This window comes from Halomicrobium sp. HArcel3 (genome assembly GCF_058933135.1).
Map to the genome: position 1 here is coordinate 289,467 of NZ_JBZYDN010000003.1, position 20,472 is coordinate 309,938.

Below are 20,472 nucleotides of genomic sequence, written 5' to 3' on the forward strand. Positions count from 1 at the left end.
TGGGGCGTTCACGCCTCGTCGTCGCCGAACGTCTCGTAGCGGGGGAAGAATTTTCCGGGGTCGTCGTGACGTGCTTGCGCGACGACGGTTCCGTCGAGGAACCGGACCACGGTGTTCACGTGGCCGGCCTCGCGGGCGTGTTCGACGAGCGGGCGGGCCCTGCGGAGTTCGAACTGGTTCGAGACGAGGACTGCCGTCTCCGCCTCGGGGTCGAGCAGAGCCGTGACGGAGAAGACGCGACCGTCGACGAGCGTCCGGTAGACGTCGTAGCGCGGGAAGTCGGCGGACTCGACGGCGTCGCCGATGGCTTCGGCGTCGCTGTCGGGCACGATGTGGGTCAATCCCCAGTATCCCTTCTCGTGTGACGGCGTCACTGCTGCGGTGTGGCCCGCGGCCGTGACGAGCGTCTCCCACCCCTCGTCCTGGAACTCCTCCTCGAGAGCCCACATGTCGTCCAGCGTCCGCTGCCAGGCGTTCGCGTGCACCTCGCTGCTCGCGGCGAGTCGCTCGGCTTCGTCCACGCTCTCCCCGTCGATATCGGGGGCGTCAGTCATAGATAGTGAGTGAGGCTTCTCGCCGTAAAGGCTGTCGCTTAACCGACCGTCGGGACGCCCACGCCGAGGAAAGCCTCCAGGCCGAAGGAGACGGCCCATGACAGCGCGCCGGCGAGCAGGAACCGACCGCCGTCTGAGAGGTGGTCCGCCGGCGTGGGTTCGAGCCAGGCGACGGGCGGGAGGCGCCCGACCAGTCCGCCCAGTCCGTCGTCGGCCCGCGAGTTCGTGAGGCCGAACCGCGGGTTCTCCCGGCCGGCCGGGGGCGGTCGGAGCTTCACGGTTCCGACGCCGATGAGGAACAGGCCGACGAGAAAGAGGAGCCACTTGAGTCCGACCAGCGACCCGGTCGCCAGCAGCCCGACCGGCGTGCAAACCGCGACGACGAGCGCCGTCAGGACGACGGCGTACTGGACCCCGTCGACCGCCTTGATCCAGAGCCGGCGCCCGCTCCTCATCGGCCGGCGTAGTCCCCGTAGCGCTCTTCGAGGACGGGACCCACATCGTCGTACGCCGGGTCGTGACGATGGCACATCGAGACGCGCCCGCCCTCGTCGACGTCGTAGTACGCCGGGCTGGTCGCGTCACACTCGCTCCCGAAGGCGTCGAGCAACCGTTCGAGGGCGTCCTCCTCGCGGTTCTCCCGGAGGTGGTCGGTCACGTCGACGAGGGGGCCACGGACGTCACGTGGCAACGCGTCCATCACCGCCTCGAACGAGCGCTCTGCTGTCGTATCGGGCGTCCGATCGAGGCGGCCGAACACCTCCACGACGATGTCCTCGACGTCGGAGAAGCGCGTCTCCATCCCCAGCACCTCCCTCGCTCGCTCGCGTAGCGACCGTTCGGCCCGGCCGCGCTCGCGGACGATCCGGTGGAGGTCGTCGATGGCTGCCCAGGTCTCGTCGTCGAGGTCGTCGAACGCCTCCGGTCGGATCTTGGCCGGGCATCGCGTCGAGAACGGACAGCCCGTCGGCGGGTCCCGCGGCGACGGCGGCGTTCCGCGCAGAGTGATCGGGTCCGACTCGATGGTCGGGTCCGGTTCCGGGATGGCCGACAGCAGCGAGTGCGTGTAGGGGTTCGCGGGCTCGTCGAACAGGGAATCGGCCGCACCCAGTTCCATCACGTTGCCGAGGTACATCACCGCGACCCGGTCGCAGATGTGGCGGACCACCGCGAGGTCGTGGGCGATGAAGAGGTAGGTGAGTCCGAATTCGTCCTGCAGGTCTTCGAGCAGGTTCAGGATCTTCGCCTGGACGGAGACGTCCAGCGCGCTCACCGGTTCGTCGAGGACGACGAACTCCGGTTCGAGCGCGAGCGCCCGCGCGATGCCGATGCGCTGGCGCTGGCCGCCGGAGAACTGGTGTGGATACCGGAAGTAGTGTTCCCGTTGCATCCCGACTCGCTCCAGCAGATCCCTGACGTGGGCTCGCCGGACCTGCGCCTTGGAAGGGAGCAGTTCGACGTCGACAGTCGTCGTCGACCCGCTGTCCACGTCGACGGCCAGGTCCTCGGGACCGATCGGGAGCGAGTCGCGGACTGCCACGTCGGCGTCGTCACCGCTGACCGTGACGGTGACGTCGACGTCGCGCCCGGTCGCTGTCGGGCCGACTGCCTCCGCGTCGCCGGTGACGGTCGCGTCCGGGTCGCCCGCGACGCGGACGGTGAGCGTCGGCCAGTCGTGGACGTCGAGCGGTTCCCGGACGATCTCGCCGACGGTCATCCGGTCGTTCAGCGACGACTCGGGGTCCTGGAAGACGATCTGGGCGTTCCGCCGCCAGCGCTTGAGTTCGCTCCCGCTGAGTGAGGTGACGTCGCGCCCGTCGAACAGCACCTCCCCCTCGGTGGCGGCCTCGAGGTGGACGAGCGTCCGCCCGAGGGTCGTCTTGCCACAGCCGGACTCGCCGACGAGGCCGAGCGTCTCGCCCCGCCGGATGTCGAAGTCGACGCCGTCGACGGCCTTCACCGGCGTCCCGGTGAGCGAGCCGGCGTCGTAGTACTTCTTCAGTCCGTTCACCTCGACGAGGACGTCTTCCTCGCGAGCCGACTCGTCCGATTCGACGACTTCTGTCATTGTTCTTCCTCCGGTGGGGTGTTCTCGTCGACTAGCTGCGCGTCGCCGTCGCCGGTCCGCTCCGCCTCGGTCTGGTGCTCCTGGTGGATAGCCAGCGCCTCCTCCTGGGGCAGGTCGTCGGGGTAGAGCAGGCAGGCGGCGGTGTGTTCGACGTCCTCCTCGCCGACGTCGACGTGGGCCGGGTGGATGGCGTCGCACTCGTCGAAGGCCTTCGGACAGCGCGGGGCGAACCGGCAGTACGTGGCGGCCCCGTGCGGCGTCGGGACGTCGCCTTCGATGGACTGGAGCCGCTCGTCGGCGTCGCCCCGACCCGGGATCGATTCGAGCAGGCTCTGCGTGTAGGGATGTCTCGGGTTTGCGAACAGCTCCTCGACCGGCGCCTTCTCGACGAACTCGCCGGCGTACATCACGTTCACCCGGTCGGCGACCTGGGCGATGACGCCCATGTCGTGGGTGATGAAGACGATCGCCAGGTCCTCCGCGTCCTGAATGTCGTTGAGTAGCTCCAGGATCTGGGCCTGGATGGTGACGTCGAGCGCGGTCGTCGGCTCGTCGCAGATCAGCAGATCCGGGTCACAGGCCAGCGCCATCGCGATGACGGCTCGCTGGCGCATCCCGCCGGAGAACTGGTGGGGATACTCCGTGAGCCGGCGGCGGGCGTCCGGGATCGAGACTGCCTTCAGCAGCTCTGCTGCCCGGTCGGTCGCGGCCTTGCCCGTGAGGCCCTGGTGGAGTTTCAGCGCCTCCTTGATCTGGTTCCCGACGGTGTAGACGGGGTTGAGCGAGGACAGCGGGTCCTGGAACACCATCGCGATGCCGTCCCCGCGCACGTCGCGGTACTCGTCTTCGGTCTTGCCGACGAGTTCCTCGCCGCGGAACCGGATCGACGACCCGTCGAGGAGCCGCCCGGGGTCGTCGACGAGGCCCATTATCGAGCGGGCCGTCACCGACTTCCCGGAGCCACTCTCGCCGACGATGCCGACCGTCTCGCCGGGGTGGACGTCGAAGGAGACGTCGTCGATGGCCCGGATGACCTCCTTGTCCGTGTGGAACTCGGTCCGGAGGTTCTCGACCGACAGGACCGGTTCGCTCGCGGTTCGCTGCCGGCGCGGTTGCTGGCTCATCCGCCACCACCCCCGGCGGCCGCGGCGGTGGTCTCGCTCTCGCCACCCTCGGACTGCGGGTCGATGGCGTCGCGGATGCCGTCGCCCAGGGCGTTGAACGCCGTCACGACGGCGACGACCAGCAGACCGGGGATCATGGCGATGTGCCAGGACTGGGTCGCGATGAACGGCTGGCCGAGACTCACTGCGCGGCCCCACTCGGGCGTCGGCGCGTCGATGCCGATGCCGAGGAAGGACAGCGCCGCCGTCCCGATGATGACGCCGCCGAGCGTCATCGACGCGTAGACGAGCAGGTAGCCCACGACGTAGGGGAGCATGTGTTTGCGCATCGTCGCGCTCGGGCGCTGGCCGAACGAGCGCGCGGCGTCGACCCACTCCTCGGTCGACACCTGGAACGCGGGGCCGCGGACGGCGCGCCACAGCCCCGGCCACCCGCTCAACCCAAAGACGAGCGCGATGAGGAGCCCGCCGTTGTAGATCCCCTCCAGCCAGTGGCCGTTGAATACGGCCATCGCCAGTATCAGCAGTAACAGCTGCGGGATCGACATCACCGAGTCGCCGACGATGACCACCGCGAGGTCGACGAGTCCCTTGTAGTAGGCCGTGGTCATGGCGAACACCGTCGCGAACGCGCCCATGATCCCCATCGACAGCAGGCCGATGAACAGCGAGACGCGGGCGCCGTACATCATGAAGGTGAACAGATCCTTCCCGTTCGGCATGGTCCCGAACGGGTGGAACCGGCCGAAGTCGTCGTACTGCCAGAGGCCGATGTTGTCGTCCCCAGCTCCCTGCGAGGTCGACTGGCTGTTAGCCTGGCCGACGAACACCGTCTCGACGCTGCCAGTCTCCTCGTCGAAGTACTGCATCTCGTAGCTGTATGGGTTCTCGATGTTCTCCTCGGCCAGCGCCGGGGAGAGCGTCGGCGCGAACACGGCCATGACGACGAACACCACCACGACGACGAAGCCGAACTTGCCCCACGAGTGCGATCGGAACCGGCGGACGACGTCGTCCGTCGGGGTCCAGTCGGCCTGCCGATAGTGCTCGCGGTAGAGCCGGTAGCCGTAGAGGAACCAGCCGATCAGCACGCCCACGTAGGCGTAGGTGAGCGCGAACCGTAGCAGCCAGGCGACCATCGGTTCGAGGCCGAGGAAGGTGTTCGTCCAGGGGCCGTTCGCGCTCGTGCGCCACCCCTGGTTCGGGATCGTCTCTCGCGAGAGCAGCGTCGGAATGGCCTCTGCCGCGGCCTTCGCGCTCTCGATCCCGGCCATCCCGGGGTTGCCGAAGGGCCAGGCTTTCACCATCCCCTGTACCAGCACGACTGCCAGGTCGACGAGCGCGCCGGCTTCGAGCGCGACCAGTGCGAGGAGCACCGCGACCCACACCGCTGCGGGTCGCTGGTTCTCCCGAATCCGTGTCCGCAGCGATCGGTGAACGGCGTGTTCGGTACCAGTCATCAGTTCTCCTCGTAGCCGACTCTGGGGTCGATTATCGTGTACAGGAAGTCCTGCAGGACGTTCAGCGAGAGCGTCAGCAGGATGAATATGAAGGCCAGTGAGCCGACCAGCGGCAGGTCACCCTTGGTGGCGGCGGTGAAAAACAGCTGGCCGAGCCCGTTGATAGCGAAGATGTACTCGACGATCACCGACCCGCCGATGAGCAGGAACGCCTCGGCGGTGATGATCGGGATCAGCGGGATGAGCGCGTTCCGGAAGACGTGCTTCCAGACGATCGAGCGTGCGGAGACGCCCTTGGCCCGCGCCGTCTCGACGTAGTTCGAGTTGATCGTCTCGAGCACCGCGGTCCGGCCGATCCGCATCTCGTTCCCCATCGACGACGACCCGAGCACGATGGCCGCCGGCAAGATCTGTTTGGTCGCGCCGAGCAACTGGTTGAACGCGCGTCCGGGGTCGGACAGGAACATGCCGGGGTCCGTCAGGAAACTCAGGTTGGGTGCGGTGACGACGTTCGTCGGGACGACCAGCTGCTGCCAGCTGAAGCCGAACAGCTGCTGTGAGTTCGACAGCACCGCGACGAGGATCACCGCGAGCCAGAAGTTCGGCATCGCCCGCCAGACGATCCCGCCGAACGAAGCGGTGTAGTCGCCCCACGTGTTCGGGTTGAGTCCGGCGTAGAAGCCCAGCGGGATCCCCACGAACAGGGCGATCAGCACCGACCAGAAGCCGAGCCAGAGCGTCCGCGGTGCGCGCAGAGCGATCACCTCGTAGACGCTCGTCTCCGGGTAGATGACCCACGACTGGCCGAGATCAAGCGTCAACAGACCTGCCATGAAGTCGACGTACTGTTGCCAGAGCGGCACGTCCACGTACCTGACTTCGCCGTCGACCCTGACTGCACGTTCGATTCCGAGGTCGACGGCCACGTCGTGGTAGCCGGCGGGGTTTCCCATCCCGACGATGGCACGCGCCGGGTCCAGCGGGCCGGCGCGGACGATCAGGAACACGATCGACATCGCCAGCAGCAGGATGGGGACGGTCAGAACGAGTCGTTGCAGAAAATACTTCCATCTACTCATGTGTTAGGATAGTTTACAAGAGCCGGGGTGTAGTGTGTTATCACGTATGAATTCTCGTCGCGATCGTATATTCACTGCGATCCGGCGAACGTCGGAGCGTCGTCGGCGCGCCCGGACGTCACTGACCGGTGGACGGCCGACGGCGCGGACGGGTGGCCGACTGCGCGGGTGAACGGCGACGCGTCCGGTCCCGCTGGACCGGCGTCACTCCTTCGTGGTGGTGTAGTGGGTCTGTCGCGAGATCCCCATCCCGCCGAACGGTTCGACGGAGACGTTGTCCCCGTAGAACCGCTCGGTGGCGCCGTGGACGATGTTGATAAGGACCACGTCCTCCCAGTTCGCCTCCTCGAGCTGGACGTAGGCCTCGGCACGGGTCTGGGTGGCCTCGTCGCTCGGGTCGAGGTTGTTCGAAATCGTGTCCCAGGCCTCCTGGGCCTGCGTCTTGGCGTCGGTGTCGATCTCGCTCCAGTTCGTGTACGTCAGCGCGGACTGACCCAGTTCCGCGACGTCGGTGTACTCCGGGGCCATCAGCTGCACGAAGTTGTCCGGTGCCGGCCAGTCGGCGATCCAGCCGAGCGTGTAACACTGCAGGTTCCCCTTCTTCCCTTTCTCGATGATCGTCGCGAAGTCGGTCGGTTCCACGCTGGCGTTGATGTGGGCGGCCGACAGCTTGTCGCGCAGGCCGCGGACCATCTCGGTGAAGATGCCCTGGTAGGAGTTGATCGTCAGCTCGTACTGGTTGTCCGGCCCGTAGCCGGCCTCCTCCATGACCTGCTTCGCGTTCTCGATCTGACTCTCGGCGAGGCCGTAGGGATAGTTCTCCTCGACGTGCTGGTCGTAGGCCTCGGCCCCGCCGGGGTAGATGGCGGGCGGCGTGAGGTGGTACGCCACAGGCTGGCGTTTCTTGAACGTCGAATTGGCGATCTCCTCGCGGTTGACCATGTACGCGACGGCCTTCCGGACGGCCGGTTCCGTGTTGGAGACGTCGAAGGCGATGTAGTAGGTCCCGATCTCCGGCGTGCGGAGGTAGTTGACCGTCGTCCCGTTCAGGCTCCCCGAGGAGATGGGCCCGTACGTCCCCATCTCCTGGCCGGCCTCGGTCGTCTCCTCGACCGACACCTTACCCGGGTCGTAGTACTGGGTCGGTATCTTCAGGAGGTCGGCGTTCCCGTTCGTCGCATAGCGATACTGGGGCTCCGGCTTCTCGATGATCGCCCAGTTGATCGCGTCGAGTTTGGGCTGGTCGTCGCGACGGAAGTCCTCGAACGCGGTCACCTGGGCGGAGTCGCCCTGTTCCCAGAAGTCGAGGACGAACGGGCCGGTCCCGTAGGACGCGCTGGTGGCGATCGTCTCCTGGTCGACCTCGCCGTCGTAGCCCTCGATGTCGCCGACGATGCCCTCGGGGTGGATGGCGAAGTTCCCGTACGCGAGCATCTGCATCGTCGCGTGGAACGGTCGACGCAGGGTAAAGGACACCTCGTAGTCGCCGGTCGCCTCGACCTGCATCGACCCCGGCTGGTACTCGTCTCCCGTGGCGTACGCCTCGCCGTTCTGGTTTTGCGCCTCGATCCCCATGGAGTCGAGGATGAAGTACGCTCGCTCCGATGCGGGCGAAGCCGCCAGCCGCTCCCAGGAGTAGACGACGTCCGACGCCGTCAGTTCGCCCATGTCGTTGTGATACTGGACCCCTTCCTGGAGCGTGAACGTGTACTCCAGGAAGTCGTCGCTGGTCTCGTACCCCGTCGCGAGGTTCTGCTCGACCTCCGGGTTCGCGTTCGGATAGGTCATCAGCCCCTCGTAACACTGGTTTGCGACGATACCGCTCGCAGTGTCGGAGATGGCTACCGGGTCCAGCGACGTCATCGTCCCGGTGTTGATCATGTTCAGCGTGGTGCCGGCGTCACCGCCGTCACTACCGCTGGTCGTGTCGGTACTCTCGGCCGGGGTCGAATCGCCGCTGCCGCCGCCGTCACAGCCGGCCAGTACTGAGGCCCCTGCGACGCCGCCGGTGCCCTTCAGGAAATCTCGTCGGGATAGATTGTCTTTATCTAACATGGTTTTTGTTGGCTCGCAACATATCGTCAGTTGTTGACCCGCCAGTCTCGCCTATCACGTCTTTCAAATTCGTACGGAATAAGCGTGTTGGATGTTACAGTCGGCATTTCACATTGCGTATCTACTTTCCGAATGATGTATATCTGCCTTTGATCAGTAACGAACGGAAGTGATCATCGATGGCCCCTTACCGACCGAGATTCAGTCTGGACGGGCCAGCCATTTCCGTCAGCGGCGTCGCCGCGCGGCCGTGAGCAGTGTTCCATCGAGATACACCGCGAAAACCCGGACGGCACGCCTGTCGCCCATCGCAACCAGGACGACGTCGAACGTTCGTTCCAGCGGACTGGTTCTCTCCCGAGGAGTGATAGTGGTCGTTGTAACTTTTTACCGGCGTTCGACGTGGACGGTACCGGCGAACGTCGGTAAGGGTTTACAACGACCACTATGAGGTATCCATTTGCCCCTCGCCTCCCAACAGTGCGTCCTTCGGCCAGTTGCGTGGCCACGGAGCGGTCCGGAGGTCGTGCTGAATCGGCACCAGACGATAGTTGTCTGTTGGGTTCCGATCTGGTTGAAGTACGATGACGGACCGAACTCGCCCCGATGAACGAGGGAAGAGCGCACCAGTGGCGCGGGCGGCGGACAGAGGCGGTCGTTACGAGCCGATTGATCGACCGGGGAATCGCCGTGTTCACCCCCGCGTTCGGGTCTGAACGGTACGACCTGGTAATCGACCGCGACGGCGATCTGCAGCGAGTGCAGGTGAAGACGGCCTACGACCACCACGACAGGGACGGAACCATCGTCGTCGAGTTCGACTGTACCGTCTACGACAGCGACGGCACGCCACAGAAGACGTACTACACGAGTGACGAACTGGACGCGTACGTCGTCTACTACGAGCCGACAGACGTCACTCTCTTCGTTCCCTTCGACGAGACGCCGGAGACGCAGATGAACTTCAGTCTCATAGTGGTGGTTGTAACTTTGTACCGACGCTTGACGGTACCGGCCACGTCGAGCGCCTGTACGGGCTTCCAACCACCACTATCAGAAACCCGGGCGACTACGGAGAGTACAACCGAAAAGCAATACACTTCGTCGGAGACTATACCCTGGACGAGCGGTTGTGAGGGGGTAGCCAAGTGGTCAACGGCGCGGGTCTTAAGAACCCGTCTCGTAGGAGTTCCGGGGTTCGAACCCCCGTCCCCTCAATCTCTCTCCGCCGCTGTGTCACCTTCAGTGGCCACGCCAGCGAACGACGGCTATCGGGAGCGCGAGAAGTCCGGCGAGCGCACAGCCCGCGTAGACCGGCAGAAACGCCGTAGCACCGACGTAGAATGGATTGACTTCCAGCGGGAAGAACGGCCGTGCGTCCGTGTAGAGCTTCGCGTCGAGCAACACGTGGGAGTACACGCCGACGAGCGCCGCGGCCACCACCGGGCCGGCGGCGTCGGTGTCGGCCAGGCGGAGCGGCGCCAGCAGGGGTCGGAGACGCTCTCCGAATCCGGTGATCACGCCTGCGAGCAGAAGCGCCACGACGGTTCCACCGGCGAACGTCGTCAGGATACCGTGGATGGGCGGGTCGAGCGGGCCGAAGAGGACGAGCGCGGCGCGGACGTCGACGACGACGCTGGCGGCGAGCAGGGTCGGGAGGTCCAGTCGACGATGGAGGATCACACCGATCAGTAGCGCGGGACCGAGGTGGAAGGGCGTGAGCGGCATCGCCGGAACGGTTGCCGCGCGGACGCTTAACTCTCCGGGCGGACCGCTGACGACGGCCTTTTGACGCACACTCACCTACCGAACGCCAATGACCGACGAGCTTCCGGACGCCGTCGAGCAGGCGTTCGACCACCACGACGCCTACGAGCGGGCCGACGACGGATCGTATCGCCTGACGACGACGGTGTTCGACGGCCACGTCACCGCAGAAGATGCGGAAGAGTGGCGAACCGCTTACATCGTCACCGTGCGCGCGCCGACGCTCCACGCCGCCACCGAGGACGAAGTGGGCGACGCCGTCGCAGACGGCTGGTTCGAGACGCTGGAACTCCGCCTCGAAGACGCCCCGAAAGCGACGCGGGCCGACGTCGAACTCGACGCGTTCTCGGTCGAACGGGACGGCGAAGACGTCCTCACCACCTACGAGTTCACGTTCGGCAGCGCCGACCGGGCCGCCGACGTGGCCAAGGCCTTCGTCGAGTACGTCGAGGGCACCTACGTCGAAGGAATCGTCCCCGGCTACAGCTACGAAGGCAAGGTCGCGGACCTGGTCAGCGACGCTTCCAGCGGGGGTGGCGAGGGCGAGGTCGGCGGCACGCCGCTGTAGCGGTTGCGCTAACCTTCCAGCATACGGCGCGAGCACCGGAAGAGCAAGCTCTTCCGAGCACCCGTTCGCTTCGCTCACGGGAACGAAGCGAGCCGTTTCACCGGTCACGAGCGGAGCGAGTGACCGGGAAGTTTGAAACTAAAGTTTGCGAGGAGGGGTTCGAGCGCGCCGAAGGCGCGACTCGAACCCGACGACGTAAAGTTTAGTCGCTAGTCCATCGCGATGTACGTCTGCGTGTCCTCGATGCCGTCGATGTCCTGGATCTGGGTGGCGGCAACGTCCTTGACCTCGCCGGGGGTCTCGACGTCGACTTTGGCGATGAGGTCGACGTCCCCGGCGACGATGGAGGCCTCGACGACGCCCTCGATAGCCTCGATGTCGCGTTTCAGTCGGTCGGCCTCGCCGGTGTGGGCCTTGACCATGACGTAGGCGACGACCATGCTACACACCCCCCGCGGCCGCCTTGCGGCCGGTCTCGCCGACGACGATGCTGCGGACGTCCGAGAGCGCGTCGAAGTCCGCGAGGACGATGAGGTGGTCGCCGAGTTCGAGGGTGTCGTCGTCGGTGGCCAGCCGGGCCGGTTCGCCGTCCTTGCCGAAGGCCATCATCGTCGAGTGGGCGGGGAGTTCGAGTTCGCTCAGCGAGTAACCCCGGACGGGTGACTGCTCGGTGACGGTGAGTTCGACGAGCTGGAGGTTGTGGGCGACGTCGGCGACGGCGCGGATGCTGCCGCCCAGCAGGGCGTTCTTGGCGGCGATGGCGCCCAGCCGCTCGGGGTAGATCACCTCGTCGACGTCCTCGGCGTAGGTGCGGTAGATCTCCTCGCGGTAGTCCTCGTCGATGCGCATGACCGTGCGACAGCCGTGTTCCTTGGCGATCATACAGGCGACGAAGTTGTCGTTGAGGTCGCCAGTGAGCGCACCGAGCGCGTCAGCGCTATCGAGGTCTGCCTCCTCGAGGGTCGCTTCCATCGCCCCGTCGCCCTCGATGGCATCGTACCCCTCTTCGCGAGCCCGCGCTACCTTCGCGTCGTCGCTGTCGATGACGACGACGTCGTGCCCGCTCTCGTCGAGGACGCGGGCCGTCCGGAGCCCGACGCGACCGGAGCCCACGATAACGAATCGCATGGTAACTGTTACAACCTGGGGGTGGATAAATGTACCCCGAACGGCGGACCGCCGTGGGGCGGTGGCGGGCAAACCTTTTCGTGGTATCGTGTCACATACTACGTATGGTCACCGCCTTCATCATGATAAAGACCGCCGCGGGGAAGTCTGAAGGGCTCCTGGCGGCCATTCGCGACCACGAAGGGGTCACCGACGCCCACATCGTCGCCGGCCAGTACGACATCATCGCCGAGGCCGCCGGCGACGAGGTGTACGACGTGATGCACTCGGTCGCGACGCGTATCCGCGACCTGGACGGCGTCGCCGACACGCGCACCTACATCTGTCTGGAGTGATCCCGACCGGCCGAGTCACCGGGCGGTGTCTCCCACCGACTGTCGGAACCGGCGCTCCCGACGGTAGCGCTTCGATACGGCAAAGAGGGCTGAGTCACTAGCGCCACCATGGTCGGCGTCGTCGGTATCACTGGTCTCCTCGTCATCGTGCTGGTCAACAGCGCGCTCGCTGCCCTCATGACCCGCTTCTTCCGCGTCCGCCTCGAGACGGCCTGGGGGAGTATCCTCTACGCCCTCTTCCTCATCCCGCTCACGATGGTGGTGGTGCTGTTCGTCCTCTCGGGCGTGTTCGGCCTCGGGGTCGACCTGGGGAGCCGCGCGACGGTCATCGCCATCACCATCGCGGTGCCACTGGCCGTCGGCATCACCTTCGACTACTTCTGGATGCCCGCGCCCGACGAAGTGGACGTCCCCGAGCGATCCTAGGATTTTGGGTGAGTTGAACGGGTGGTTGGTCTGTGCTCGTCGGAAGAAACGATACCGCGAATGACCAGAAAGCCCTCGTCGCGCTCCGGCACCGAAAGACTCGCTTCGCTCGTCTTTCGAGCCCTCGTTCGCTTCGCTCACGAGAATCCCGCGGACCGCGCTGCGCGCGCTCGTTCCTCGCGTGCTTGCGGGTCCGGGGTTCCCGGAACCAGCCTCGCCCTTTCAGTCCGCCAGGTAACCGCACCCCAGCCCTGCCCTTCCCCTGGTCACGAGAGCCTCGTGGCTCGCGTGTCGCTTCGCTCCCGCTCGTCCATCCGGCGGTCCTCGCTGCGCTCGGCCCGCCCGTCGCTCGGCTACTCGCTCCCGGCCGGACGGTTGCGGAGCGGTGGGGAAGCGTGATTCGGCGCGGACGCGCCGAATCCGGGGAGGTTTGGTGGCATCAATCGCGAGCGCGTTTCATCGCGTGAGCGATGCGGAACCTGGTGGAATGAAAGGGCGAGGCGTGGTCGACGAAGCACGACACGTCAAGCGACCGCGAGAGCGAAGCTCTCGCGTAGTCCTCAGCTTCGCTGAGGGCACCGGAGCGTAGCGAGGAGCGCAGACTGTGGCGCGCGAGTCGAGCGCGCCGAGGGCTTTCTGGGTGTTTGATTCCGCCGAAGATGCGAAACCTACGAGAGAAGCGACGCCACAGTTTCGTGAACCTCGTCGAGAACCTCCGCTTGCGGCTGAGAAGCGTCGACGCGGACGAATCGGTCGGGCTCGGCCTCGACCAGTCGCTCGTAGTTCGCACGCACGTCGGCGAGGTAGTCGGCGGTCTCGAACTTGTTGGTGGCGCCGCTGCGTTCGGCGGCCGTCTCGGGGTCGACGTCGAGGTAGATGGTGGCGTCCGGCGGGCGCGTCCAGGGGGCGTGGACGTCCTGGACGTACGTCAGCGGGTCGTCGAGGGTGTCTGAGAGGGTCGCGCCCTGGTAGGCGTACCGAGAGTCGGAGTAGCGGTCCGAGACGACGACGCGACCGTCGGCGAGCGCGGGACGGACGGTGTCGGCGAGGTGGGCGGCGTGGTCGGCAGTGTAGAGGAACAGTTCGGCCAGCGGGTCGGCGTCGTCGTCCCCGATGGAGCGTTCGACGGCCTCCCCGTACCACGTCTCCGTCGGTTCGCGGGTGAAGACGGCGTCGTCCGGCACGGCGTCGTCGCGAGTGCCGTCGCCGTCCCGGAGCGACTCCCAGGCGGACGTCTTGCCGCTCCCGTCGAGGCCCTCCAGCGTGATGAGCATACCGGCAGGTCACGGGCGTCTCACGTAAACGCCCCGCTACGCGGCGGGGGTCTCGCGTCGACCACCGGTCCTGGCCCGGTGCATCAATCGCCCGGGAGGTCTGCTTCGTCTGCGATGCCCTCGTCGGCGTCTCCAGGCGGCGAGTCGACGTTCGTGGGCTCGGTACCGGCGGGGCGGCGGTCGGTTTCGTCGGCACGGCTGTCGCCGTTCGCCGCGTTCTGGGCCGACGTCCCGACGCTGGATTGACTGGCGGTGGCTGTGTCGACGGTGTCGACGACGGCGGCCGGCGGGGTGAGCCACGCCCCGAGATCGCGGAGGTTCAGATCCAGGCGGGCTGGCGGCCAGCAGATGGCGGCGGCCGACCGGAGGAGCGACTCGTCGTCTGTCCGGGCGGCGTAGTAGAGTTCCCGGAGGGGAAACACCATCTCTGCCGTCGCGTCGGGCGGATGGCCCGTCTGGGCACCGTCGAGTTCGAGCGCGCGGCGCGCACACGTCGAGACGAAGCGATAGCCCGCCTGGCTCGCGAGCGCGTAGGAGGCCCAGAGCTTCGGGTTGATCTCCATGAGGGCGTAACTACCGTCGGCGCAGCGCTTGAACTCGACCAGCGCGGGCCCGTGCCAGTCGAGGCTGTCGAGCAGGCGGATGGCGGCGGTCTCGATCCGTGGGTCGCGGAACAGGCGCACCCGGGTCCCGCTGCCGCCTTCGCGCGGGACGGAGCGGAGTTCCTCGTGGGCGAACAGCAGCTGCGGCGCGCCGTCGTCGTAGAGGAGCCCGCAGGCGTAGGTCTGTTCGCCCGGGATGCACTCCTGGACGATCACCTCCTGCACGCCGCGCTCGCCGACGAGGTCGTCGTAGGTCGCCCAGAACGCTCCGGGACGTTCGACCTCAGCCGTGACGTTCTTCCCGCACTCGTGGCGGGCCTTGAGGAAGAGGGGAAACGGCAGGCTACCGATCTCCCCTGGTCGACCTCGCTCGTCGAGCGCCGCGACGCGGTCGGTGAACGACGTGGGCGTGCCGACGTCGAGTTCGGCCGCCAGTTCCGCGGTCGCGACCTTGTCGACGGCGACGTCGAGCGAGTCCGAGGGCGGGAGCCAGCACTCCACCGCGTCGGGGAGGTCGTCCCGAATTCCGTCGACGGCGGCCACGGAGTGGTAGCCGACCGGGATCAGGAGGTCGGGACGGTGCGCCTCGACGGCGTCGAGAAGCTGGTCGGCGTACCCCGGCTCGCTCGCGGGAACCGTCGTCACGCCGACGTCGCAGTACCGGGACCGGAGCAGGCGACTCCAGTTGCTGGTGCCGACGCCGACGACCTCGGCGTCCAGGTCCTCCGAGAGCTCGGTGGCGACCTGGATGGCGTTGTCGTTGTCGCCGTCGAGCACCATCACTGTCGGACGGCTGCGGTCTCGTCCCATCCGGATCAGTCCTTGTTCGGTTCGAGGAAGGTAGGCAACCAGTTCGCGCGGTCGGTGACGGCGTCGCTGTCCGGTCCGTCGGCGCCAGTGTCCGGCCCGTCGTCTTCCTGCCCGTCGTCATCGTGGACAGGCCCCTCAGCGTCGTCGCTCGCGAGCGGCCGCGCGGCCATGCGGAGCGGTTTCGTCCGGCTGTCGAGCACCGGCGCGGAGTCGCGGACGAAGCCGAACCGGCCCAGGACGTCGGCCGGGAGCGTCTCGCCGACGGACTTGACGACGTCCGCTTCGCGGTGGTCGGCGAGCGCCGCCGACAGGAGCCGTCCGAGTGGGCCCACGGGCTGGTTCGGCGGGAGCGGCACCGCGTCGCGGAGCTGCAACACGCCGCTGTCGGTGAGTCGCGTGACGAGGCCCGCGACGGGGTCCCCGCGCGACCGGGCGACGTAGGTCCGGTAGTCGTGGGTCGGGTCGGCGAGCCACCACTCGTAGAACTGCGCTTCGCGGTCGACGTGGAACCGCTCGGGAATCGACCGGTCGTACAGGGCGGCGAGGAGTGCCGCGGGCGGGTCGACGTGCCGTTCGACCGTGAGGCGCTCCGACGGCGTCCCGACCCTGTCGAGGGCCGTCAACGCGCCGCGTGCGACTCCGTCCGCGACGCGCCCGAGCGGCCGACCGCCCGCGCCGCCGAGAGCCTCCTCGAGTGCGTCGCCGAGGAACGCGGAGGGGCGCTGGATGCGGTAGAAGACGTCGAGTTCGCCGAGCGACTCCCAGCCGAGCTTTCGCTGGGCGCCCAGCGCGCCCTCGGTCGGATAGTTGAAGAACAGCGACGGCTCTCCGGCCTCGTAGCGGTCGATGGCCTGGCGCGTCATCCGGGTGTAGAGCCCGTTCCGGCGGTGGTCCGGATGGATGACTGCGTCGGCGGGCTGGAGCGCCAGCACCGTCCGGCCGGCGTGTCGGAGCCGACAGGGGAGGTACGCCTGCACGCCGACCAGGTTGCCGTCGTGCTCGGCGACGTTGATCGGGACGTGGGAGAGGTACGGGTCGTCGACGTACTTCCAGTCGACGTACGCTCGCGACCGTGTCCGACCCAGCGCGTCCTCGAACAGGGCGCGAACGCCGTCCGCGTCGCCACTGCGGAACCAGCGGACCGAGTACCCGGCGGCCGTCGACTGGGTCTCTTCGGTCGTCTCTTGCGATTGACTGGACATCTGTCTCTGTACCCGTCGACAGCGGGGATTGTAATTGACGGCTTAGTCGCAGCGAAACCCGATCAAATCTCGGATTAACGTCCACCCGGGTCGTCGCTACGAACGGGGACGAATTTCGAGAAACTGGCCGACTGCGGTCCGATTCAGCCGTCTCCACCGTTCTCGGACGCTGCGCGCGGCCGGTATCCCGACCAAACTGGACGGTAAGCCCTGGCTGGTGTCGGACCGTGAACGATACGCCGATTGCCGTCGTCAGCGCGCCTCGCTAGCGAGCGCCAAGTTTTACGGTCGCTCCCGGTCCAGTTTCGAGCATGAACGTGCTCGTGGTCGGCGGCGACGGCTTCATCGGACAGTACCTGTGTACCGAACTCGTCGAGCGCGGCCACGAGGTGACGTCGCTGTCGCGCTCGCCCGACCAGGGCGCGCTCCCCGACGGCGTCTCGACGGTGGCCGGCGACGTCACCGACTACGACTCCATCGAACCCGCCTTCGAGGGGCGCGACGCGGTGGTGAACCTCGTCGCGCTGTCGCCGCTGTTCCAGCCCAGCGGCGGTAACGAGATGCACGAGACGGTCCACCTCGGCGGGACGCGCAACTGCGTCCGGGCCGCGGAGGAACACGGCGTCGACCGCTTCGTCCAGCAGAGCGCCCTCGGCGCGGACCCGGAGGGGACGACTCACTACATCCGGGCGAAGGGGAAGGCCGAAGACGTCGTGCGCGCGAGCGATCTGGACTGGGTCATCTTCCGTCCCTCTATCGTCTTCGGGGAGGGCGGCGAGTTCGTCTCCTTCACGACGAAACTGACGACGCCGTACGTCACGGGGCTACCTGGCGGCGGTCGGACGCGCTTCCAGCCGATTCACGTCGAGGAGTTCGTCCCGATGGTGGCGGCGGCTCTCGAGGACGAGACCCACGTCGGCGAGACGTACGAGATCGGCGGCCCAGAGGTGGTGACCCTCGCCGAGGTGGCGAAGCTGGCCTACCGCGCGCGCGGCAAATCGCTGACCGTTCTTCCCGTCCCGATGGTGCTCGCCGGCCTCGGCCTGTCCGTCGCCGGGGCCATCCCGGGGTTCCCGATGGGCGCCGACCAGTACCGCTCGCTGCGCTTCGACAACAGCGTCGCGGACAACGACGTCGACGCATTCGGTGTCGACGTAGCGGACCTTACCACACTGGCTACGTACCTGGGCGTCGACGAGTGACGACCAGCTAATCACCGGCTGTAGCCCCCAAAGCTGTAGATTATCACACAGGAGATCCCCTATCGTATTCGATATTCTGGCAAAAGGCTTATACCCGCTTTCGCACTTGCCCTCTTTAAGCGGAGTCTCGAACCAATGAAACTCGCGATGATCGGCTTCGGGCAGGCCGGTGGCAAAATCGTCGACAAGTTCCTCGAATACGACCAGCGAACGAACTCCGGTATCGTTCGCTCGGCCGTCGCAGTGAACACGGCGAAAGCTGACTTGCTCGGACTCGAACAGATACCAGAGGAGCACAGGGTCCTTATCGGACAGGCCAGGGTCAAGGGTCACGGCGTCGGTGCCGACAACGAACTCGGTGCGGAGATCGCCGAGGAGGACATAGACGAGATCCAGGGGGCTATCGACAACATCCCGGTCCACGAGATCGACGCGTTCCTCGTCGTCTCCGGACTCGGCGGCGGGACGGGGTCGGGCGGGTCCCCGGTTATCTCGAAACATCTCAAGCGCATCTACACCGAACCGGTGTACGGGCTCGGCGTCCTGCCGGGCGGCGACGAGGGTGGCATCTACACCCTCAACGCCGCGCGCTCGTTCCAGACGTTCGTCCGCGAGGTGGACAACCTCCTCGTGTTCGACAACGACTCCTGGCGGAAGACGGGGGAGTCCGTCCAGGGCGGTTACGACCACATCAACGAGGAGATCGTCCGGCGCTTCGGCGTGCTGTTCGGTGCCGGCGAGGTCGGCGCCGGCGACAACGTCGCCGAGTCCGTCGTCGACTCCTCCGAGATCATCAACACGCTGGCCGGCGGCGGCGTCTCCACGGTGGGCTACGCCTCCGAGGACGTCGAACTCTCCGGCTCCAGCGGCGGCCTCCTCTCCCGGTTCAAGGGCGACGAGGGCGGCAGCGACATGGACACGGCCAACACGACCAACCGCATCACGTCGCTGGTCCGCAAGGCCGCGCTCGGGCGGCTGACGCTGCCCTGCGAAATCGAGGGCGCCGAGCGCGCGCTGCTCGTCATGGCCGGGCCGTCCCAGCACCTCAACCGGAAGGGCATAGAGCGCGGGCGGAAGTGGCTCGAGGAGCAGACCGGGTCGATGGAGGTCCGGGGCGGGGACTACCCGACCAACGAGCCCCGCGTCGCCGCGGCGGTGTTGCTGTCGGGCATCCACAACGTCCCGCGGATCAAGGAGCTCCAGCAGATCGCCATCGAGGCCCAGGACAACATCGACGACATCCGCCAGCAGAGTGAGGACAACCTCGAACAGCTGGTCGAAGATGACGAGGATGAGCTCGATCCCCTGTTCTAGGGCGACGATCGCACTCCTGTTCGTGGCGGTTCTGGTCGCTGCCGTCGGACCAGCGAGTGCGCTCAGTCTCTCTAGCGAGGGCGTTCCCGAGTCGTCCCAGGTCGGCGACGAGGTCCAGGTCACCTACACCATCGACGACCCGTTCACGGACGCGCCGAACGAGTGGACGCTCCAGGGTGAGACCGAACTCGAAGACGTGCGCTGGACGGTCACCGTCCTCCGGGCGGGCACCCAGGTCTCCCAGGAGACCTACACCGAGCAGTCGTTCAACCACTCGCTCGACGTCGACGACAACGGTGACGAGGTCGTCGTCAACCTCGACGGCACGACGCCGGCCATCGAGAACTACACGTACAGTCCCGAGGAGACCTACCGCGTCACCTCGCTCGACCAGACCACCGGCGGGAACGTCGAGCAACTCGCCAACGACTCGGCCCACCACTACACCGGGGACAGCCAGGAAGCCCGGAACGCCATCGAGGACGCCGAGGCGGCCATCGACGAGATCGGCGGCCACGACGAGGCCGAGACCCTCCGCGACAGCGCGGTGTCGGCCTACGAGGCCGAGAACTTCGACAACGCGGTCGGCCTGGCGAACAACGCCCAGGAGAAGGCCGAGAACGCACAGCAGTCCCAGCAGACCACCAGCATGCTACTGATGGGCGGCGGTGTCGTTCTGGTGCTGGCCCTCATCGGCGGCGGGGTCTACTACTGGAAGTCCCAGCAGGAGACGGTCAGCCGCCTGTAGATGCGGACCGTCGTCCCGTTCGCCGTCTCGGAGCCGAAAACGCGACTTGCTTCCGTTCTTTCACCCGAGGAGCGCCGTGAGTTCGCGCGCGCGATGCTCGACGACGTGCTCGCCGCGCTCGACACCATCGGCCGGGACCCCGAGGTGCTCGCGACAGAGCGCGTCGACGTCGACGCGCCGGTCACCGTCGACGACCGGCCGCTCGACCCAGCCGTCAACGACGTGCTCGAAACCACCGACGGCCCGGTCGCCGTCGTCATGGCCGACCTCGCGCTCGCGACGCCCGACGCCCTCGACCGACTGTTCGAACCCGACGCCGACGTCGTCCTCGCGCCGGGCCGCGGCGGGGGCACCAACGCCTTCGTCGCCCGCCACCCTGACTTTCGGGTGGACTACCACGACGCCTCTATCCGCGACCACCGACGGATCGCCCGGAATCTCACAGACGACGTCGTCGAGGTGGACTCGTTCCGCCTGGCGACGGACGTCGACGACCCCGCGGACCTCGCCGAAGTCATGCTCCACGGCGAGGGCGAGGCCACCGACTGGCTCGAAGCGCGGGGGTTCGAACTCTCGCTCGACGACGGCCGCGTGGGCGTATCGCGATGACTGCCAACCGCCCCTAAACAGCAGCTGAAGAGAAAACGCGGGTGGGACTGAAAGGGGCGGCCCGCTGCGGGAACCCCGACCGCTCAAGCACCGACGGAGCGAGCGATAGCGAGCGACGAGGCGCGCAGAGCGCGTCGCGGGACCGCA

At 66.9% G+C, this 20,472-nt stretch carries 20 protein-coding genes, 1 tRNA gene and 1 pseudogene; 9 read left to right on the plus strand and 13 right to left on the minus strand.

Translation table 11 applies throughout. The features are described from left to right. Positions 1-8: 8 nt before the first annotated feature. The 7 genes from AC5FRV_RS10895 to AC5FRV_RS10925 all read right to left on the minus strand — a co-directional run bounded on the left by AC5FRV_RS10895 (position 9) and on the right by AC5FRV_RS10925 (position 8,340). Complete coding sequence (locus AC5FRV_RS10895; RefSeq protein ID WP_493561124.1) at positions 9-554, minus strand: DUF7529 family protein; 546 nt, start codon at positions 552-554, stop codon at positions 9-11. A gap of 38 nt (positions 555-592) precedes the next feature. Then, positions 593-1,009 carry a DUF7555 family protein gene (locus AC5FRV_RS10900; RefSeq protein ID WP_493561125.1) on the minus strand — a complete coding sequence of 139 codons (417 nt, stop codon included), beginning with the start codon at positions 1,007-1,009 and terminating at the stop codon, positions 593-595. Continuing rightward, entirely contained in the window at positions 1,006-2,622 is a 1,617-nt protein-coding gene (locus AC5FRV_RS10905) for an ABC transporter ATP-binding protein (protein WP_493561126.1), read from the minus strand. Before AC5FRV_RS10905 ends, AC5FRV_RS10900 begins: the two co-directional genes overlap by 4 nt. Beyond that, positions 2,619-3,746 carry an ABC transporter ATP-binding protein gene (locus AC5FRV_RS10910; RefSeq protein WP_493561127.1) on the minus strand — a complete coding sequence of 376 codons (1,128 nt, stop codon included), beginning with the start codon at positions 3,744-3,746 and terminating at the stop codon, positions 2,619-2,621. Before AC5FRV_RS10910 ends, AC5FRV_RS10905 begins: the two co-directional genes overlap by 4 nt. Further along, positions 3,743-5,206, minus strand: coding sequence for an ABC transporter permease (locus AC5FRV_RS10915; RefSeq protein ID WP_493561128.1), 1,464 nt, complete (start codon positions 5,204-5,206; stop codon positions 3,743-3,745). The genes AC5FRV_RS10910 and AC5FRV_RS10915 overlap by 4 nt, the downstream gene beginning before the upstream one ends. Then, entirely contained in the window at positions 5,206-6,285 is a 1,080-nt protein-coding gene (locus AC5FRV_RS10920) for an ABC transporter permease (RefSeq protein WP_493561129.1), read from the minus strand. Before AC5FRV_RS10920 ends, AC5FRV_RS10915 begins: the two co-directional genes overlap by 1 nt. A gap of 204 nt (positions 6,286-6,489) precedes the next feature. Further along, positions 6,490-8,340: an ABC transporter substrate-binding protein gene (locus AC5FRV_RS10925; protein WP_493561130.1), complete on the minus strand. Its 1,851-nt coding sequence runs from the start codon at positions 8,338-8,340 to the stop codon at positions 6,490-6,492. Positions 8,341-8,946: 606 nt separating this feature from the next. On the opposite strand from AC5FRV_RS10925, the pseudogene AC5FRV_RS10930 reads away from it, so the two are divergent. Beyond that, positions 8,947-9,294 (plus strand): annotated as a pseudogene (locus AC5FRV_RS10930) (group I intron-associated PD-(D/E)XK endonuclease); the annotation flags it as partial. A 180-nt stretch (positions 9,295-9,474) separates the two neighbouring features. After that, positions 9,475-9,557 (plus strand) — tRNA-Leu (locus AC5FRV_RS10935). Between the two features lie 25 nt (positions 9,558-9,582). Here the strand turns inward: AC5FRV_RS10935 and AC5FRV_RS10940 are convergent. Continuing rightward, positions 9,583-10,068: a hypothetical protein gene (locus tag AC5FRV_RS10940; protein ID WP_493561131.1), complete on the minus strand. Its 486-nt coding sequence runs from the start codon at positions 10,066-10,068 to the stop codon at positions 9,583-9,585. Positions 10,069-10,156: 88 nt separating this feature from the next. Here AC5FRV_RS10940 and AC5FRV_RS10945 point away from each other — a divergent pair, with 88 nt between their 5' ends. Continuing rightward, the gene (locus tag AC5FRV_RS10945; RefSeq protein WP_493561132.1) at positions 10,157-10,675 is read left to right on the plus strand and encodes a DUF5813 family protein; all 519 of its coding nucleotides are present in this window, start codon (positions 10,157-10,159) and stop codon (positions 10,673-10,675) included. Between the two features lie 209 nt (positions 10,676-10,884). Here AC5FRV_RS10945 and AC5FRV_RS10950 read toward each other — a convergent pair whose 3' ends face one another. Then, on the minus strand, positions 10,885-11,115 hold the full coding sequence (locus AC5FRV_RS10950; protein ID WP_089814451.1) for an Lrp/AsnC family transcriptional regulator: 231 nt from the start codon (positions 11,113-11,115) through the stop codon (positions 10,885-10,887). Between the two features lies 1 nt (position 11,116). Continuing rightward, a complete protein-coding gene (locus tag AC5FRV_RS10955) occupies positions 11,117-11,803 on the minus strand; it encodes a potassium channel family protein (RefSeq protein ID WP_493561133.1) in 687 nt (228 codons plus the stop codon). A gap of 104 nt (positions 11,804-11,907) precedes the next feature. On the opposite strand from AC5FRV_RS10955, the gene AC5FRV_RS10960 reads away from it, so the two are divergent. Continuing rightward, a complete protein-coding gene (locus AC5FRV_RS10960; RefSeq protein WP_089814455.1) occupies positions 11,908-12,138 on the plus strand; it encodes an Lrp/AsnC family transcriptional regulator in 231 nt (76 codons plus the stop codon). Positions 12,139-12,246: 108 nt separating this feature from the next. Beyond that, positions 12,247-12,564 carry a DUF7991 family protein gene (locus tag AC5FRV_RS10965; RefSeq protein ID WP_493561134.1) on the plus strand — a complete coding sequence of 106 codons (318 nt, stop codon included), beginning with the start codon at positions 12,247-12,249 and terminating at the stop codon, positions 12,562-12,564. A 668-nt stretch (positions 12,565-13,232) separates the two neighbouring features. Here the strand turns inward: AC5FRV_RS10965 and tmk are convergent. From tmk to AC5FRV_RS10980, 3 genes are all read right to left on the minus strand, one after another. Then, positions 13,233-13,838, minus strand: coding sequence for a dTMP kinase (gene tmk, locus AC5FRV_RS10970; protein ID WP_493561135.1), 606 nt, complete (start codon positions 13,836-13,838; stop codon positions 13,233-13,235). Between the two features lie 83 nt (positions 13,839-13,921). Next, complete coding sequence (locus AC5FRV_RS10975; RefSeq protein WP_493561136.1) at positions 13,922-15,250, minus strand: carboxylate--amine ligase; 1,329 nt, start codon at positions 15,248-15,250, stop codon at positions 13,922-13,924. A 5-nt stretch (positions 15,251-15,255) separates the two neighbouring features. Further along, positions 15,256-16,452, minus strand: a complete 1,197-nt coding sequence (locus AC5FRV_RS10980) for a GNAT family N-acetyltransferase (protein WP_493561137.1) — start codon at positions 16,450-16,452, stop codon at positions 15,256-15,258. Between the two features lie 311 nt (positions 16,453-16,763). On the opposite strand from AC5FRV_RS10980, the gene AC5FRV_RS10985 reads away from it, so the two are divergent. The 4 genes from AC5FRV_RS10985 to cofC all read left to right on the plus strand — a co-directional run bounded on the left by AC5FRV_RS10985 (position 16,764) and on the right by cofC (position 20,325). Further along, positions 16,764-17,654: a complex I NDUFA9 subunit family protein gene (locus AC5FRV_RS10985; RefSeq protein ID WP_493561138.1), complete on the plus strand. Its 891-nt coding sequence runs from the start codon at positions 16,764-16,766 to the stop codon at positions 17,652-17,654. A gap of 135 nt (positions 17,655-17,789) precedes the next feature. Continuing rightward, a complete protein-coding gene (locus AC5FRV_RS10990; RefSeq protein ID WP_089814464.1) occupies positions 17,790-18,968 on the plus strand; it encodes a tubulin/FtsZ family protein in 1,179 nt (392 codons plus the stop codon). Then, on the plus strand, positions 18,946-19,716 hold the full coding sequence (locus tag AC5FRV_RS10995; RefSeq protein WP_493561139.1) for a hypothetical protein: 771 nt from the start codon (positions 18,946-18,948) through the stop codon (positions 19,714-19,716). Before AC5FRV_RS10990 ends, AC5FRV_RS10995 begins: the two co-directional genes overlap by 23 nt. Beyond that, entirely contained in the window at positions 19,717-20,325 is a 609-nt protein-coding gene (cofC, locus tag AC5FRV_RS11000; RefSeq protein ID WP_493561140.1) for a 2-phospho-L-lactate guanylyltransferase, read from the plus strand. Positions 20,326-20,472: the final 147 nt, after the last annotated feature.